This window comes from Geobacillus sp. Sah69 (assembly GCF_001414205.1).
GTDB lineage: Bacteria > Bacillota > Bacilli > Bacillales > Anoxybacillaceae > Geobacillus > Geobacillus stearothermophilus.
The window spans coordinates 109084-124708 of the sequence record NZ_LLKS01000019.1 but is presented as its reverse complement, the minus strand read 5'-3'; the positions used below and the strand labels follow the sequence as shown (position 1 = coordinate 124708).

General features: G+C 54.6%; 17 protein-coding genes. 1 reads left to right on the top strand and 16 read right to left on the bottom strand.

Annotation, left to right across the window (positions count from 1 at the left end):
* Positions 1 to 119 precede the first annotated feature (119 nt).
* Positions 120 to 1070 carry a 4-hydroxy-3-methylbut-2-enyl diphosphate reductase gene (locus AP057_RS02435; protein ID WP_033007940.1) on the top strand — a complete coding sequence of 317 codons (951 nt, stop codon included), beginning with the start codon at positions 120 to 122 and terminating at the stop codon, positions 1068 to 1070.
* Between the two features lie 79 nt (positions 1071 to 1149).
* Here AP057_RS02435 and AP057_RS02430 read toward each other — a convergent pair whose 3' ends face one another.
* The 16 genes from AP057_RS02430 to AP057_RS02360 form a co-directional block, all read right to left on the bottom strand.
* Positions 1150 to 2271: a Nif3-like dinuclear metal center hexameric protein gene (locus AP057_RS02430; RefSeq protein WP_055357985.1), complete on the bottom strand. Its 1122-nt coding sequence runs from the start codon at positions 2269 to 2271 to the stop codon at positions 1150 to 1152.
* Positions 2268 to 2972, bottom strand: coding sequence for a tRNA (adenine(22)-N(1))-methyltransferase TrmK (locus AP057_RS02425; RefSeq protein ID WP_033014665.1), 705 nt, complete (start codon positions 2970 to 2972; stop codon positions 2268 to 2270). The genes AP057_RS02430 and AP057_RS02425 overlap by 4 nt, the downstream gene beginning before the upstream one ends.
* A 144-nt stretch (positions 2973 to 3116) precedes the next feature.
* Positions 3117 to 3479: a cytochrome c550 gene (cccA, locus tag AP057_RS02420; protein WP_055357984.1), complete on the bottom strand. Its 363-nt coding sequence runs from the start codon at positions 3477 to 3479 to the stop codon at positions 3117 to 3119.
* Between the two features lie 108 nt (positions 3480 to 3587).
* Positions 3588 to 4106, bottom strand: a complete 519-nt coding sequence (locus AP057_RS02415; RefSeq protein ID WP_055357983.1) for a hypothetical protein — start codon at positions 4104 to 4106, stop codon at positions 3588 to 3590.
* 76 nt (positions 4107 to 4182) lie between these two features.
* The gene (gene rpoD, locus AP057_RS02410; RefSeq protein ID WP_033014671.1) at positions 4183 to 5313 is read right to left on the bottom strand and encodes an RNA polymerase sigma factor RpoD; all 1131 of its coding nucleotides are present in this window, start codon (positions 5311 to 5313) and stop codon (positions 4183 to 4185) included.
* 34 nt (positions 5314 to 5347) lie between these two features.
* Positions 5348 to 7144 carry a DNA primase gene (gene dnaG / locus AP057_RS02405; protein WP_055357982.1) on the bottom strand — a complete coding sequence of 599 codons (1797 nt, stop codon included), beginning with the start codon at positions 7142 to 7144 and terminating at the stop codon, positions 5348 to 5350.
* A gap of 532 nt (positions 7145 to 7676) precedes the next feature.
* Positions 7677 to 8477 carry a pyruvate, water dikinase regulatory protein gene (locus tag AP057_RS02400; protein ID WP_033009661.1) on the bottom strand — a complete coding sequence of 267 codons (801 nt, stop codon included), beginning with the start codon at positions 8475 to 8477 and terminating at the stop codon, positions 7677 to 7679.
* Between the two features lie 18 nt (positions 8478 to 8495).
* Entirely contained in the window at positions 8496 to 9122 is a 627-nt protein-coding gene (locus AP057_RS02395; protein ID WP_255350126.1) for a helix-turn-helix transcriptional regulator, read from the bottom strand.
* Positions 9123 to 9204: 82 nt separating this feature from the next.
* On the bottom strand, positions 9205 to 9981 hold the full coding sequence (recO, locus tag AP057_RS02390; protein ID WP_055357981.1) for a DNA repair protein RecO: 777 nt from the start codon (positions 9979 to 9981) through the stop codon (positions 9205 to 9207).
* A 31-nt stretch (positions 9982 to 10012) separates the two neighbouring features.
* Positions 10013 to 10156, bottom strand: coding sequence for a YqzL family protein (locus AP057_RS15940; RefSeq protein ID WP_064502498.1), 144 nt, complete (start codon positions 10154 to 10156; stop codon positions 10013 to 10015).
* Between the two features lie 102 nt (positions 10157 to 10258).
* Positions 10259 to 11167, bottom strand: a complete 909-nt coding sequence (gene era / locus AP057_RS02385) for a GTPase Era (protein ID WP_033009655.1) — start codon at positions 11165 to 11167, stop codon at positions 10259 to 10261.
* Complete coding sequence (locus tag AP057_RS02380; protein ID WP_055357980.1) at positions 11160 to 11558, bottom strand: cytidine deaminase; 399 nt, start codon at positions 11556 to 11558, stop codon at positions 11160 to 11162. The genes era and AP057_RS02380 overlap by 8 nt, the downstream gene beginning before the upstream one ends.
* 122 nt (positions 11559 to 11680) lie before the next feature.
* A complete protein-coding gene (locus AP057_RS02375) occupies positions 11681 to 12034 on the bottom strand; it encodes a diacylglycerol kinase family protein (RefSeq protein ID WP_033014681.1) in 354 nt (117 codons plus the stop codon).
* Positions 12035 to 12036: 2 nt separating this feature from the next.
* Complete coding sequence (gene ybeY, locus AP057_RS02370) at positions 12037 to 12507, bottom strand: rRNA maturation RNase YbeY (RefSeq protein WP_033014683.1); 471 nt, start codon at positions 12505 to 12507, stop codon at positions 12037 to 12039.
* Complete coding sequence (locus tag AP057_RS02365) at positions 12504 to 14606, bottom strand: HD family phosphohydrolase (RefSeq protein ID WP_055357979.1); 2103 nt, start codon at positions 14604 to 14606, stop codon at positions 12504 to 12506. The genes ybeY and AP057_RS02365 overlap by 4 nt, the downstream gene beginning before the upstream one ends.
* 54 nt (positions 14607 to 14660) lie before the next feature.
* The gene (locus AP057_RS02360) at positions 14661 to 15623 is read right to left on the bottom strand and encodes a PhoH family protein (RefSeq protein WP_055357978.1); all 963 of its coding nucleotides are present in this window, start codon (positions 15621 to 15623) and stop codon (positions 14661 to 14663) included.
* Positions 15624 to 15625 lie beyond the last annotated feature (2 nt).

Here is a 15625-nt window from a genome sequence, read left to right as displayed (position 1 = left end):
TTTCCGCCCCAGCGCTGCTTGTTGCCGTTTGGGGCGATTATTCTTTGTCTTCCCTTCCGCTCTCCGATATAATGAAAGGTGAACAACCGCCGCACGGTCGGCGGCAGGGAGGGAAAACGATGGAAGTCATTAAAATCACCCCGCGCGGATATTGCTACGGGGTTGTCGATGCGATGGTGATCGCCCGCAATGCGGCTTTGGATCCGTCATTGCCACGGCCCATTTATATTCTTGGAATGATCGTCCATAACAAACACGTCACCGATGCGTTTGCCGAAGAAGGCATTATTACACTCGATGGAGAAAACCGGCTTGAGATTTTGGAAAAAATCGACCGCGGCACGGTCATTTTCACCGCCCACGGCGTATCGCCGGAAGTGAAAAAGCGGGCGCTCGAAAAAGGGCTGGTCACGATCGATGCAACGTGCCCGGATGTGACGAAAACACACCGCTTGATCGAACAAAAGCTCGCGGATGGCTATGACATCATTTACATCGGCAAAAAAGGGCACCCGGAGCCGGAAGGAGCGGTCGGCATCAATCCGGAGCGCATTCACCTTGTGGAAACGGTCGACGATGTCGAACGGCTCGCGTTGGAAAACAAGCGCCTTATGGTGACGAACCAAACGACAATGAGCCAGTGGGACGTCGCCGATATTATGGCGAAAGTGAAGGAAAAGTACCCGCACGTGGAAATGCATAAAGAAATTTGCCTCGCGACCCAGCTCCGGCAAGAAGCGGTCGCCGAACAGGCAAAGGACGCCGACGTGACGATCGTTGTCGGCGACCCGCGCAGCAACAACTCCAATCGCCTCGCCCAAGTGTCGGAAGAAATTGCCGGCACGAAAGCGTACCGCGTCGCGGATGTCACGGAAATCGACATCAATTGGATAAAAAATGCCAAAAAAGTCGCCGTCACCGCCGGCGCTTCGACCCCAACGCCGATCACCAAGGAAGTGATCGACTTCCTCGAGCAATTTGACCCGAACGACCCGGCGACATGGCAGCGGGAGCGGAAAGTGCCGCTGCACAAAATTTTGCCAAAAGTAAAAGTAAAGAAAGACGAGTAACAGCTCGCCCCGTTTATAAACAAAGGCTGTCCCGCAGTCGGCAAAACCGCCTGGTGGAACAGCCTTTTTCGCTTGCCGCTTAGATGAACTGAAACGGATCCGTATGAACGCTGGAGGCGATCACGTCCGTTTCCCACTGCCGCTTCCGGAGCTCTGCCATTAAATAGCGGGCTAATCCTTGCTTCATCACTTTTTCAACATTATGGCCCGGGTCGACAAGGCGCAAGCCGAGCGCCTGGGCGTCATGGGCCGTATGGTAGTACACATCGCCGGTCACGTACACGTCCGCTCCAGCCGAGGCGGCAGCAGCGACAAACTTGTTTCCGTCCCCGCCCAGTACGGCGACGGTTTGCACAAGGTCATCGAGCCGGCCGACGACGCGCACGGCCGGGACGGAAAATGCGGTTTTCACTTGTTCGGCGAAGGCGCGCAGCGTCACCGGCTGCGGCAGCCTCCCGATACGGCCAAGCCCAAAGCGGCGCCCCTCGTTGTCAAGCGGATAAAGATCATAGGCCACTTCTTCATACGGATGGGCAGCCAGCATCGCTTGAACGACATTCCGTTCCAAGGAAGCAGGAACGATCGTCTCAATGCGCACTTCCTCCACTTCTTCGAGCTTCCCTTGTTCCCCGATAAACGGCTGTGCTCCTTCTTCCGGCAAAAACGTTCCGATGCCGTGGCTGTTGAACGTGCAATGGCTGTAGCGTCCGATATGGCCGGCGCCGGCATCGCCTAACGCCGCCCGCACCGCCTCGGCATGACTCGCCGGCACGTAGACAACGAGCTTTTTCAACGGTTCTGTATATGTTGGCACGAGCACCGCCGTCTCGCTTAAACCAAGCGCCTCGGCGAGCCAATCATTGACCCCGCCAAATGCGACGTCTAAATTCGTGTGGGCGGCATACACAGCGATGTCGTGCTTGATGCACGCCGCGATCGTCCGCCCGTGCCCGTCGTCCGTCAACAGCTGCTTAAGCGGGCGGTAGAGCGGCGGATGATGGGCGATAATCAAATCGACTCGTTGATTGATGGCTTCGGCGACGACATCTTCCAGCACGTCGAGGGCGATCATCACTTTCCGGACCGGCTTGTTCAACGTCCCGATTTGCAGGCCGATCCGGTCCCCTTCCATGGCGAGCTGTTTCGGGGCAAGCCGTTCCACAAGCTGAATAACTTCATGACCGTACGGAACCCGGCTCATCGCAACGCCTCCTCTACCAATTGGACTTTTTTCTCCAGTTCGCGCATTTTCACCCTAGCCGCCTCGCTTTCCCCTTTCTCCGCCAAATCGGCGATAATCCGTTTCCAATGCAGAAGCTCGCGCTGCCATTTTTCGCGGAACACCTCGCTGTTTTCCCGGCGCAAAAACGGCCCAAGGAGCAATTCCGCCTCCAGATGGCGGTACGGCCGCCGGGCGTCGCCGCGCTCGGCGACAAGCACTTCGTAAATTTGCCCATCTTCCTTCAGTATGCGTTCGGCAATCAACTCCCACCCATGATCGAAGAGCCAGCGGCGGATCAGTTCAGCGCCAATGTTCGGCTGCAAAATGAGCCGTTGGACACCGACGAGCTTTTCTTTCCCCTCATCCAAAATGCGGGTGATAAGGGAGCCGCCCATGCCGGCGATCGTGATGCAATCCACTTCCCCCGGAGTGATGACAGCCAATCCGTCTCCTTTGCGCACCGAAATGCGGTCGGAAAGCCCCGTCTTTTCCACTTGTTGCTGCGCGGAGCGAAGCGGGCCGTCAGCGACCTCGCCGGCAATGGCTTTTGACACATACCCGTGCAGGCAGGCATAGCAAGGCAAATACGCATGATCCGACCCAATGTCAGCGAGCACGGCTCCTTTCGGAATGAAGGAAGCGACCGTTGCCAACCGCTTTGATAGTCGAAACTCGTTCATGGCTCCTTTGGTGCAGCCCGCCTTCCTTCCACCGCTGGGCGAAGGCGGCCGCTCCTTCCTCCTTTCCTGTTCTCAAGGTCGCGCGCCTCTATTGTACTAAACAAAACATCCCTCTGCCAAAAGCAAAGGGATGTTCACCATCCATTATTTTAAACCGGCGAGCCATTTCGCCATGGCATCGGCTTTATCCGCCGGCACAAGCCCTGGCGGCATGCTGCCGCGCCCGTGTTGGATGACGTCTTTAATTTGATCCATCGACAGCCGTTGTCCGATCCCTTTCAACGATGGACCGACGCCGCCTTCATAGTTTTGGCCGTGACAGCCAGAACACGTTTGTTGGTAAAACTGTTCCGGATTGAATTCGGCCGTTTGTTCCGTTTTTTCGCCGCCTTTTTTCTCTTTGGCCATTTCCTTCGCATCGCCTAGCCCTTTAAACGACAAGACGAACGTCAGCACAATCCCGAATGCCATGATGATGAAAAACGGGATGAGCGGATTGCGGTTCATCTCTTTTACCTCCCTTATGTATAATGAAGAACGTTGCAAACAATTTTATTTTACTGTAAATAATGGACAAGGAAAAGCCCTAAGTTGCCGAAAAGGCAACAACACACCTCAACGCCACCAGATGGCGGCGGCTACAAGCAGCGGTCCGCTGACAGCGGCGAGCGAAAAGTAGCGAAGGCGAAGCAGACGGCCGACTACAAACCAGAGAACACAGTTTCCGATCACGGCAGCGGCTAGCGCACCCGCTTGCCCCTGGAAAAATCGGTCAACCTCCAACATGGATGCCACGAGCAAAATCCAAGCGCTTCCGATGAGCGGAAAGTGAAGAAGTTCTCGTTCGTTCCGCCACCGCCAGCAAAAAAACAGGCAAACAGCGAAAAAAAGGGCACAAAGGAGTGTTTGCAAAACAAATGACAATTCAGTAAAATAAATGGCAAGGGCGGCAGCTGGAAACAATAAACAAAGGCTGGCCTCCAGCCGGCTGCGCAACGGGCGGCGCGGGCTCAGGGAAGCATCGCCCTCGGTATAAAGCGCGAGCAAATAATTGCAATAATGCTCTGGCAGGAGGCGCGAACGTTTCCAATACTCGATTTCTCGGATAATCGTTTCCCGCCGTCTCCGGTTCATTTGCATTCCACCTTTCGCCAAAAGAAGAAGAAAAAAAATAGTTTACTTCCGAAGAAGTAAACTATGGAACGAACGGTCATTCCAAAAAGTCTTTCAGCCGTTTGCTGCGGCTCGGGTGGCGTAGCTTGCGCAACGCTTTGGCTTCGATTTGGCGAATGCGTTCGCGCGTCACACCAAACACCTTGCCTACTTCTTCCAGCGTCCGCGTCCGGCCGTCGTCAAGCCCGAAACGGAGGCGGAGCACGTTCTCTTCGCGGTCGGTCAGCGTATCAAGCACATCTTCAAGCTGCTCTTTCAACAGCTCATAAGCGGCGTGTTCCGATGGCGACGTCGCATCTTGGTCTTCGATGAAGTCGCCAAGATGCGAGTCGTCTTCTTCGCCGATCGGCGTCTCGAGCGACACCGGCTCTTGGGCGATCTTCAAAATTTCCCGCACTTTTTCCGGCGTCAAATCCATTTCCTCGGCGATTTCTTCCGGCGTTGGTTCGCGCCCGAGGTCTTGGAGCAACTGCCGTTGGACGCGGATCAGCTTGTTGATCGTCTCGACCATATGCACCGGGATGCGGATCGTCCGCGCTTGATCGGCGATCGCCCTCGTAATGGCTTGTCGGATCCACCACGTCGCGTACGTGCTGAACTTGTAGCCCTTGCGGTAATCAAACTTTTCAACCGCCTTGATCAGCCCCATGTTCCCTTCCTGGATCAAATCGAGGAAAAGCATGCCGCGGCCGACATACCGTTTGGCAATGCTGACGACGAGGCGGAGGTTGGCTTCCGTCAGCCGGCGCTTCGCCTCTTCATCGCCTTGTTCGATCCGCTTCGCCAGCTCAATTTCTTCTTCCGCTGATAAAAGGGGGACACGGCCGATTTCTTTTAAGTACATGCGCACCGGGTCATTGATTTTCACGCCGGGAGGAACGGATAAGTCATTTAAGTCGAATTCCGCCTCCTTGGCCAGCTCATCGATGTCCGGATCGGCTTCCAAATCGGATTCGCTGATGACTTCAATGCCTTGGTCAGCCAAGTATTCATAATATTCGTCCATTTGGTCGGAGTCCAAATCAAAGCCGGAAAGCCGCTCGGCAATTTCTTCGTATGTGAGGATGCCGCGCTTCTTGCCGAGCTCAGCGAGCTGCTCTTTCACCTGCTCCAGCGTTTCGCCGGCAGCCGCCTCGGCCTGCTTTGATTGGGCTGGTTTTTCGGCCATTTCATTACCTCCTTTAAAAACTCATACCACCATATTATGAGGAAGATAACATTTTTTTCATTTCAATCATTTCTTTGGCGATGCGGGCGGCTGTCAAAAAGTCCTTTCTTCGCTCCGCTTCCGTTTTTTCTTGTTCTTTTACCTTTAGCATTAACCATTTTGGGCGATTCAACACATGCCTGATATAATCCTCGAGCTCCTGTTCGGAAACGTCATCTGCGATCAATAAAAGCGACAGCTCGCTCGCGAGCGGCTGCAACTCGCCGGGGATTCTTGAGATGAGCGCACCCGGGTCGGCTTCATGCCCTTCTTCGTAAAAGGCGTAAATATAAGCGGCTAACGCCCGATGCTCCTCGATGTTAAACCGGCCGCCAATCCGCTCTTGAACGACCAGCGCCACATCGCGGCTTCTCATCATATGAGCAAGCAGCAACCGTTCCGCATTTTGAAAAGCCGGCAGCAACTTTTTCGCCAGCATCGGCCGCGCCGTTTCCCCATCGGGCGCCTCCCGCGGCTTTGTCCTCTCGCGCTGGCTGCGGGACAGCTGCTCATGAAGAGCGGAAAGCGACAACGAAAACTCTTCGGCGAGCTGGCGCAAATAATAATCTTGTTCCACCGGGCTCGACAGCTTGCCGATCTCCCGGAGCGCTTCATCAATATAGCGGAGCCGCTCCCCTTCGTGCTGCAAATTTTTTCCGCGCCGCAAATACGCCATTTTAAACGCCACGAGCGGTCGGGCGGCAGCCACTTCTCCGGCAAACCGTTCACCGCCATAAACACGTATATATTCATCCGGGTCAAGACCGTTCGGAAGGGATGCCACCTTGACGCGGCATCCCAATGCGCTCAGCTGCTCAGCAGCGCGCCAAGCGGCTTCGATCCCGGCGCTGTCGCCGTCATAACAAATCGTTATAGTGTCCGCATGGCGGCGCAAAATGCGCGCCTGCTCCTCGGTCAGCGACGTCCCCATCGTCGCAATGGCATAATCGATGCCGGCCTGCGCTGCGGAAATGACATCGGCAAACCCTTCGACAAGCAGCGCCTCCTGCCGTTTGCGGATCGGCACCCGCGCCGCATGAAAGTGGTATAGAATCGCCCCTTTGCGGAAAACGAGCGTTTCTGGGCTGTTGACATATTTCGGATGCCCTTCGCCGAGCAGGCGGCCGGAAAACCCCACCGTTTCGCCGCGGTGGTCGTGGATCGGAAACATAATGCGGTTCCGGAACCGGTCGACGTATCGCCCGTCCTCTTTTTTCATCAACAACCCCGCCTTTTCCATCACCGGAAGAGAAAAGGAATGGCTCTCCAGCAACTTGGCCGCCGCATCGGGTGCATCCGGGGCATAGCCGATTTCAAACCGGTCGATCGTTTCTTTTGTCCATCCGCGCGCCTGCAAGTAATCAAGCGCGGCTTGTCCTTCTTTTGTATGAACAAGCAAATGATGGTAAAATCGTTTCAGCAAGGCATGCGCTTCCGTCATCGCCTTCGCCTCGTCCGTCTGACCATCATCGCGCCCGCGAACATCCAGCTCATAGACGGACAAATCGACGCCTGCCTTGGCTGCAAGCCGTTTGGCCGCTTCCACAAACGGAATGCCCTCGATGTCCATTAAAAACGTGAAGGCATTCCCTCCTGCTCCGCAACCGAAGCAGTGGAAAATTTGCTTTTCCGGAGAAACGGAAAACGACGGCGTCTTTTCCCCATGAAAGGGGCATAAGCCAAAATAGTTGCGGCCCTGCCGTTTCAGCTGGACGTATTCGCCGATGACATCCACAATATCGACGCCGCGGCGAATGGCTTCAATCGTTTCTTCGGGAATGCGATGTCCCATACGAACAACCCCGTATCATAATTTAATTTATTCTCGGCTGTCAGCCGATTTCCCTTTTACTTTCGACAAATTTTTTCAATTCCTCCGTTTTGCCTTCCCCCTTGCCCGCAACAGCCGGCCCTCCCAATCCGCCCGCCGCCTCCGTAAAGCAAACGGCGTCAAGCTGGCGAAAGGGCGCTTCGATATATTATATTTCAAGGCCAAAGGGAACATTTCATTTTTTTGACTTTGTTGCAGCGGACAACCTGGCCCCTAAAGCAAGGGAAGGCTTCACACCCCCTATTATTCTACATCATCCCCAAAAATCCTTCTTTTTTTTCGGGCGCCCGGCGGTTTTTGTCGAAAACTTTTCCCTTGTTTTCCTTGACAAACAGCTATAAATAGTTTACTCGACTTATGCCCACTCTAAACCTATGCAGGGTCATTTTTCCCGCAATTTTTTATTATAATATAACTCAGGGACGTATGCCATAAAAAAGCGCACGATTACCGGCAGGAAATCGTGCGGACAAAACAGGCGGATCCAACGTTCTTAACACTTCAACTTTTTCATAATGATGCTTGCCGTTTCTTCCACAGCTTTGTTCGTTACATCGATGACATCGCAACCGATTTTTTTTACGACTTCGTCAAAATAAGCCAGCTCTTCTTTAATGCGATCCATGTTCGCATAGATGGCTTGGTCGTTCAAGCCGAGCGATTTCAAACGCTCGCGGCGGATCGACAGCAGCTTGTCCGGGCTGATTTTCAAACCGAAGCATTTGCCTGGCCCGACTTGAAACAGCTGCTCGGGCGGCTCGACTTCCGGAACGATCGGTACGTTTGCCACCTTCAGCCGCTTATGCGCCAAGTATTGCGACAGCGGCGTTTTCGATGTGCGCGATACGCCGATCAACACAATATCAGCGCGCAAAATGCCGCGTGGGTCGCGGCCGTCGTCGTATTTGACGGCGAATTCGATCGCTTCGATTTTTTTGAAGTAATCTTCGTCGAGCACGCGCACCTGGCCCGGCTCATACCTTGGCGTCAGCTGGAACAAGCCGCTCATTTTTTCGATGAGCGGGCCGATGATATCGTAAGCGACCACCCCTTCGCGCGCCGCCTCGGCAAGCAAAAATTCGCGCATTTCCGGAACAACGAGCGTAAAGGCAATAATGGCTTGGTTCATTTTGGCCAACGCGACCACTTCGGCTAACGTCGTTTTATCCTCTACGTATGGAACACGCTTGATTTGAACCGGCGAGGCGTAAAACTGGCTGGCCGCCGCCTTGACGACAAGCTCAGCCGTCTCCCCGCCCGAGTCGGATACGACATAAACGAGGCGTTGATTCATTTTGTTCCTCCATTTCGCTCACACATCGTCTTTGGCTAATGAGACGAACGCTTTCGTCATATTCGTTTTCGTAATGCGGCCGATCACTTCATACCCCTTCTCCGTTTTGCGCACGACCGGCATAGCGTCGATTTGCTTCTCGATCAGCCGTTCGGCCACCTCAATCAGCGGATCATCTTTATAACAAACAGCGATGTTCGGCATCCTTGTCATGATAATATTAACGGGAATCGCTGTCAGTTCCTGTTTGCCGATGCTCGCGCGCAGCAAGTCTTTGCGCGACAAAACGCCCGCAAGAAGCGACTCCTCATCGACGACAAACAGCGTGCCGACGTCTTCCAAAAACATCGTGACAATCGCATCATAGACGCTCACGTTTTCGTTGACGACGACCGGGATGGACTGGTAGTCTTCAACTTTTAATTTTTTAATCTTATCGGCGAACAGCTGCGTGCCCGTTTTTCCGGTATAAAAATAACCGACGCGCGGCCGCGCTTCCAAATAGCCGGCCATCGTCAAAATCGCGAGATCGGGCCGCAGCGTCGCCCGCGTCAAGTTCAGCTTTTCGGCGATGCTCTCGCCGGTGATCGGCCCGTAGTCTTTGACAATTTGCAAAATTTGTTCCTGGCGTTTATTCAGTTCGATCGTCGCTCACCACCTTGCCAAAAGGTCCCACACGCTATCATCCTTGTTTATATTATACTACATCACGCGTTTACAAGGAAAATTAAGCATCCTGGCCGCTATCGGGGGCGAGTGTGTCTTTGAGCACGCTCATTTGCTGCAAAAAGCGTTTCGCCCTCAGCGACAGGCCGGCATATTCATCGTAGTACGCCGACAGCACCGCCTTCAATTCCGCCTTTGTCGTTTCTTTGACCGAAATCGCGCCCAGCCGGGCAAGATCAATATGGAAAAACAGGCGCAACAGCCGGGCCGACGCCGGCGACAACGGCATCCGGTGCGGGTCGGCCTCCTCGCAGCGATGACAAAGGAAGCCCGCCTCCTTGACCGAAAACGAGACGCTCCCTTCTGTCGCCCCGCAACGCGCGCAACGGTCAAGCACCGGCGGAATGCCGAGCACTGGGAGCATTTTCATCTCATAAATCAACGCCATGATCTCTAAATCGCGCCCTTCGCTCATATACTGTAACGTCTGCCGCAACAGCTCAAACAAGTACGGATTGCACTTTTGCTCTTCTGTGCTTTTGTCGGTGAGCTCCACAATATACGCGGCATAGGCAGCGGCAAACAAATCTTCACGCAGCGCCCGCATCGAATCAATGAGCTCCCCTTGATGGAGAACGCCGACGCCGCGGCTGCGGCGGATCAAATAATGGCCATAGGCGAGCGGCTGCGTAACAGCAGAAAGGCGGCTGCTTGGCTTTTTCGCACCTCGCGCCATCACAGCCACCTTTCCCCATTCCCTTGTAAACAATGTGACAATTTTATTCGTCTCGCCATAATCGATGGTCCGCATCACGATCGCTTCACACTTTTCAAACATTGAACCACCACCAATTGGGCCAGTGACGATGCTAAGAGATCGGCTGGTCGATTTCTTTCTGGTCGGTGTTCTGCTCCTCACCGCCGAGCCGCTGCTCCCGTTCCAACTCTTTAAACAACAAGTACGTATCGATATTGCCTGTTTGGCTAAACAACTTCCACGTAAACTCAAGCATGGAATGACACCTCTTTCCGCCTGCAGGCATTGCATATTGGTGGTTTTACCTATAGGTTGGCTCGGGCAAAACCCGTTTATGTCGCGTAAAATTTTCTAGCCGTCAATACTCGTCCTCGCGAAACCCGAAGTCGCGCAACTGCGAAAGGCGGTTGCGCCAGTCCTTTTGCACCTTCACCCACAGCTCCAAAAACACTTTGGATCCAAGCAGCGCCTCAATGTCAGCGCGCGCCCGCTGTCCGATTTCCTTTAACATCCGGCCTTGCTTGCCGATGATGATTCCTTTTTGCGAATCGCGCTCAACAACGATGACAGCCCCGACGTAAACCGTGCCCGTCTCTTCGCGCCGCTCAATGCGTTCGACGACGACGGCGATCGAATGTGGAACTTCCTCACGCGTCAAGTGAAGCGCTTTCTCGCGAATGAGCTCGGCGATGATAAACTGCTCCGGATGGTCGGTGACTTGATCCGGTGGATAATATTGCGGTCCTTCCGGCAACCGCTCTTTAATTTGCTCCAGCAGACGCTCGACATTGTTTCCTTCAAGCGCTGAAATCGGCACAATTTCCGCAAAAGGGTGCAAATCCTTGTACTGGTCAATGAGCGGCAGCAGCTCATCCGGGTGAACGCGGTCGATTTTGTTGATCACCAAAAACACCGGCGTATCGACTTCTTTCAAGCGCTCCATAATGAACGCCTCGCCGCGCCCAAACCCTTCCTCGGCATTGACCATAAACAAAATCAAATCGACTTCGCGCAGCGCATTGAGCGCCACTTTCATCATAAAATCGCCGAGTTTATGCTTCGGTTTATGCACCCCGGGAGTGTCGATAAAAATGATTTGCGCGTCCTCATCCGTGTACACGCCTTGGATTTTATTGCGCGTCGTCTGCGGTTTGTCGCTCATAATGGCGATTTTTTGCCCGACGACACGGTTTAAAAACGTTGATTTTCCTACGTTCGGTCTTCCGATAATGGCAACAAACCCTGATTTGTATCCTTCCTTATTCATACATATCCTCCGCTGAAAAAGCATCTGGCAGCAGTTCTTGAACGGTGACGATTTTGACATCGCCGTTGATATTGGCCAAAATGACTTTCATATCGCTAGGGCAAAGCTCAGCGATCACTTGACGGCATGCGCCGCACGGCGGAACCGGGCGGGGAGTGTCGGCAATGACCGCGAGGGCGGCAAACTCCGTTTCCCCTTCGGAATACGCCTTAAACAGCGCGATCCGCTCCGCGCAATTGCACACGCTGTAAGCGGCGTTTTCAATGTTGCAGCCGCGGTACACACTGCCGTCTTTCGTCAGCAACGCGGCGCCGACTTTGAATTTCGAATAAGGCACGTATGCGAATTCGCGCGCTTTTTTCGCTTCGGCAATGAGCTGTTCGATCTCCATGAATGGCTCTTCCTTTCCTGAAAGCAAACGCTGCTTTCTTTTATTTTACAAAAAATCGCCGCCAATTTCATCATTTGAAACAAAAATGTAACAGAAAAATTAGAATTTTATCTCTCGTTCGTTCAGCGAAGATGCGGCCAAAACAGCAGCGCCCCGATGATGACAGCAACCCCGGCAGCCACGAGCACAGCCGCAGCAGCGATATCTTTCGCCGCTTTCGCCAGCGGGTGAAACTCTCCTGTCACCAAGTCGACCGTGCGCTCGATGGCTGTATTCACCAGCTCGAGTGTAACGACCGCACCAACTGTCAGCACTAACACAATCCACTCCCAGCGCGACAGCCCGACAGCGAAACCGAGCGCAAAGGCAACAACGGCGGCCGCCAAGTGAAAACGCAAATGCGCCTCCTCCTTCACCGCCGCCTTCATTCCCGCCCAAGCCCAGGCGAAACGATCCCGTTCCCTCGCACCTCGCATGGCTATCGCGTCAATCCGAATCGCGTCAATATTTCCTCTTGCTTGGCAAACATGACGCGCTCTTCCTCTTCCGTTTCGTGGTCATAGCCAAGCAAATGCAAAAAACCGTGCACGGCCAAAAACCCGAGCTCGCGCATGAACGAATGCCCGTATTCCGCCGCTTGCTCTTTCGCCTTCGGAATGGAGATGACGATGTCGCCAAGCACCAGCGGCATATCGGCGCCGATGATGTCGACTTCGCCCTCTCCTTCCTCTTCCAACGCGAACGAAAGCACATCAGTCGGAGCGTCTTTGCCGCGATAGTCGCGGTTCATCAGGCGAATGCGCTCGTTGTCCACGAATGAGACGCCCACTTCCGTCCCGTCCGGCACGTTCTCGCTCGCTGCCGCTTCGCGAAGGAGTTGCTCGAGCATCTCAAGCTGCTCTGCGGTCACTTCGCCCGTTTCGTCGATAAAGTCGATGTGAATGGTCATGCATGCTTCACCTTTTCCTTTCGTACTTCCGGGTATTCAATGCGCGAATGGAAGACGCCGTTGAGCGTCTCACAAAGCGAACGGGCGACGATCTCCAACTCTTTCATCGTGATGTCGCACTCGTTCAACTGGTTGTCCTGCAGGCGGTCGGCGATGATCCCCCGGACGATCTTTTCGATTTTTTCCTGCGAGGGGTTGGCCAACGAACGGACAGCCGCCTCGACGCTGTCGGCAATGTTGATGACCGCCGCCTCTTTCGTCTGCGGCTTCGGCCCGGGATAGCGGAACTCGGCTTCGGAGACCACTCCCGTTTGCTCGAGCGCTTTATGATAAAAATACTTGAGCAGCGTCGTGCCATGATGCTGTTCGGCGATGTCGACAATCTCCTTTGGCAGCCGGTGCTTGCGAAGCAAGGCGACGCCGTCGGTGACATGGGCGATAATAATATTTTTGCTCAATTGCGGCGACAAATGATCGTGCGGATTGCCGCCCATTTGGTTTTCAATGAAATAGCGGGGCCGCTTTGTCTTGCCGATGTCGTGGTAATAGCAGGCGACGCGCGCTAGCAAGCCGTCGGCGCCGATCGCCTCGCACGCCGCTTCCGCCAAATTGGCGACCATGATGCTGTGATGATACGTCCCCGGCGCCTCCGTCAACAATTTGCGCAACAGCGGGTGATTTGGATTCGACAGCTCAATGAGGCGAAGCGGCGACAAAATGCCGAATGCCGTCTCAAACACCGGCAGCAGCCCGATCGTCAAAATGGCGGAGAAAATGCCGGAGGCCGCCGCCATGAGAAGAAAAAGGCCGATCTCAGCCAGCGAGTAGCGGCCATTTTTCATTAGCAACAACGATAGGAGCAAACCCGTATTGACGACGGCAACAAGCACACCGGCCCGCCAAATTTTCGCCTTCGCCAGCTCCTTCGGCAGGCAAAACGTCCCAGCCAGGCCGCCAGCGAGCAAATAAACAGCCAAGGACACCGATACGGCGCCAGTCGCCCCGATTTCTTCATTAAACAAGATGCTGCCGCACACCGCCCCAATGATGGCGGTCATCACCGCCAGCCGCTCGCCAAGCAGCACGCGGACAAGCATCGGACCGAACGCTGCCGGAACGAGATAGCCGGCCGAAACGGCCCCGCCGGACGGCAGCAGGCGAATGAGCACCATCACCGCCATCATCAACGTGAACACCGCTCCATAAAGCAGCAAGTTTTCATTCGTCTTCTCGGCGCGGAAATAGTAAGCGAGCGGCGCAAGCAAGAGCAGCACGAACAAACAAAGCCCCGCGGCCGGCCAATGCGGGCGTCCGCCGCCAAGCAGGCCGACGAGCTCAAGCCGGTGGTAAATGTCACTCGTAATAAATTGCCCTTCCTCCACGATCACTTGCCCTTGCAAAATTTTCACTGGCTTCACTTCATCCATCGCCTGCCGCCGCTTTTCTTCCGTCGCCGTCCGGTCGTAGACGACGTTCGGAATGACAGCCTGCCGGCACAACTTGGCGACGGTTTCGCGCAACGCCGGCGACAGCGCCGCATACTTGAGCTCTGTCGCTGCTTTCGCGCGCGCCTCGTCAAGCTCCGCCTGGGAAATGCGCTCGCTCATGGCCGCATGCACGGCCGTCAACGCTGCTTCTTTGGCTGTCTCGAGTTCACCGGGAGAAGCGCTGAGCAGCCGCCGCCATTCTTCAGAGGACAGGTAGGCAAACCACTCCGGCGGCAGCCGTTCCTCGAGCTTCGCTGTCAAATCACCGGGCGAACGGCCCGAACCCGCCTCGTTTTGCACGCTCTCAATGGCGGCAAACAGCGAGGAAAGAAGATCGACACGGTTTTCGGCATATTCTTTTTTCAACGTATAAACGTCTGCCACTTTGGCGGCTGCTTCTTCTTTCAGCCTGGCTGTCGCTTCTTTGTCCTCAACCGTCACCGGCGAGCGGATCGTTTCTTTAGCGACGTCAAACAGGCGCAGCTCATATTGGCGCGGTTTCACTTGCCAGTACAACACAGCAAACAACAGCGCAGCCAAAAACAAAAACAGCCAAAAGCGGACGAAGCGGACGTCTTTTGTCCGCTCGAGAAAAAAACGAAGCCTTCCCACCGGTTTTCCCCTCGCTTTGTAAGAAAAGCTGTGCCATCCATCCCGGTCTGTGCTCTATAAGCCGGCCTCATCGTAGGCATTAATAATTTTCGCCACAAGCGGATGGCGAACAACATCAGACTGCTCCAAAAACACAAAAGCAATGCCGCTGATGGAAGCCAAAATGCGCTTCGCGACCGACAGCCCCGACTCGACTCCTTTTGGCAGGTCGACTTGGGAAATATCGCCGGTGATCACCATTTTTGACCCAAAACCAAGCCGGGTTAAAAACATTTTCATTTGCGCCGGCGTCGTATTTTGCGCTTCGTCCAGAATGACGAACGCATCCTCAAGCGTCCGGCCACGCATATAGGCGAGCGGAGCGATCTCAATCGTGCCGCGTTCAATGAGGCGCTGCACATACTCCGCTCCGAGCACGTCGTTTAGCGCATCGTACAGTGGGCGCAAATACGGGTCGACTTTCTCCTTCAAGTCGCCGGGCAAAAAGCCGAGGCTTTCCCCCGCCTCGACAGCCGGTCGGGTCAAAATGATGCGTTTGACGCTGCCGTTTTTCAGCGCCTTCACCGCCATGACAACCGCCAAGTACGTTTTCCCGGTTCCGGCCGGCCCGATGCCAAACGTCAAGTCGTGTTGTTCAATCGCCGCCACGTAATAACGCTGGCCGAGCGTTTTGACGCGGATCGACTTCCCTTTGGCATTTTTCGTAATCTCTTCTTCGTACAGCTGGATGAGGCCGTCAAGCGCCCCTTTTTTCGCCAGCTGGACGGCATAGATGATGTCGCGCTCGCTGACGGCCACCCCTTTGCGGATGACAATCAATAAATGGCGAAGCAGCTCATCGACGAGCTGGACTTGCTGCGGCGTTCCGGAGACGTTGACCGTCTCCCCGCGCGTCACAATCGACACGCCAAGCTCTTTCTCAATCCGCTTTAAATGGGCGTCATGAACGCCAAAGAGCGCCGCCGCTTCCTGTTGATTGCGTACGTGTTGGCTGATCGTGACAAACTGCTCTGACATTC

Bases quoted from the DNA above. Each gene is read 5' to 3' on its own strand.
- recO (WP_055357981.1), bottom strand. From the start codon at position 9,981: ATGTTTGAAAAGTGTGAAGCGATCGTGATGCGGACCATCGATTATGGC.
- AP057_RS02375 (WP_033014681.1), bottom strand. From the start codon at position 12,034: ATGCGAGGTGCGAGGGAACGGGATCGTTTCGCCTGGGCTTGGGCGGGA.
- cccA (WP_055357984.1), bottom strand. From the start codon at position 3,479: ATGAACCGCAATCCGCTCATCCCGTTTTTCATCATCATGGCATTCGGG.
- AP057_RS02415 (WP_055357983.1), bottom strand. From the start codon at position 4,106: ATGAACCGGAGACGGCGGGAAACGATTATCCGAGAAATCGAGTATTGG.
- era (WP_033009655.1), bottom strand. From the start codon at position 11,167: ATGAATAAGGAAGGATACAAATCAGGGTTTGTTGCCATTATCGGAAGA.
- AP057_RS02360 (WP_055357978.1), bottom strand. From the start codon at position 15,623: ATGTCAGAGCAGTTTGTCACGATCAGCCAACACGTACGCAATCAACAG.
- dnaG (WP_055357982.1), bottom strand. From the start codon at position 7,144: ATGGGACATCGCATTCCCGAAGAAACGATTGAAGCCATTCGCCGCGGC.
- ybeY (WP_033014683.1), bottom strand. From the start codon at position 12,507: ATGACCATTCACATCGACTTTATCGACGAAACGGGCGAAGTGACCGCA.
- AP057_RS02430 (WP_055357985.1), bottom strand. From the start codon at position 2,271: ATGAGCCGGGTTCCGTACGGTCATGAAGTTATTCAGCTTGTGGAACGG.
- AP057_RS15940 (WP_064502498.1), bottom strand. From the start codon at position 10,156: ATGCTTGAGTTTACGTGGAAGTTGTTTAGCCAAACAGGCAATATCGAT.
- AP057_RS02380 (WP_055357980.1), bottom strand. From the start codon at position 11,558: ATGGAGATCGAACAGCTCATTGCCGAAGCGAAAAAAGCGCGCGAATTC.
- AP057_RS02435 (WP_033007940.1), top strand. From the start codon at position 120: ATGGAAGTCATTAAAATCACCCCGCGCGGATATTGCTACGGGGTTGTC.
- AP057_RS02400 (WP_033009661.1), bottom strand. From the start codon at position 8,477: ATGAATCAACGCCTCGTTTATGTCGTATCCGACTCGGGCGGGGAGACG.
- AP057_RS02425 (WP_033014665.1), bottom strand. From the start codon at position 2,972: ATGAACGAGTTTCGACTATCAAAGCGGTTGGCAACGGTCGCTTCCTTC.
- rpoD (WP_033014671.1), bottom strand. From the start codon at position 5,313: ATGGCCGAAAAACCAGCCCAATCAAAGCAGGCCGAGGCGGCTGCCGGC.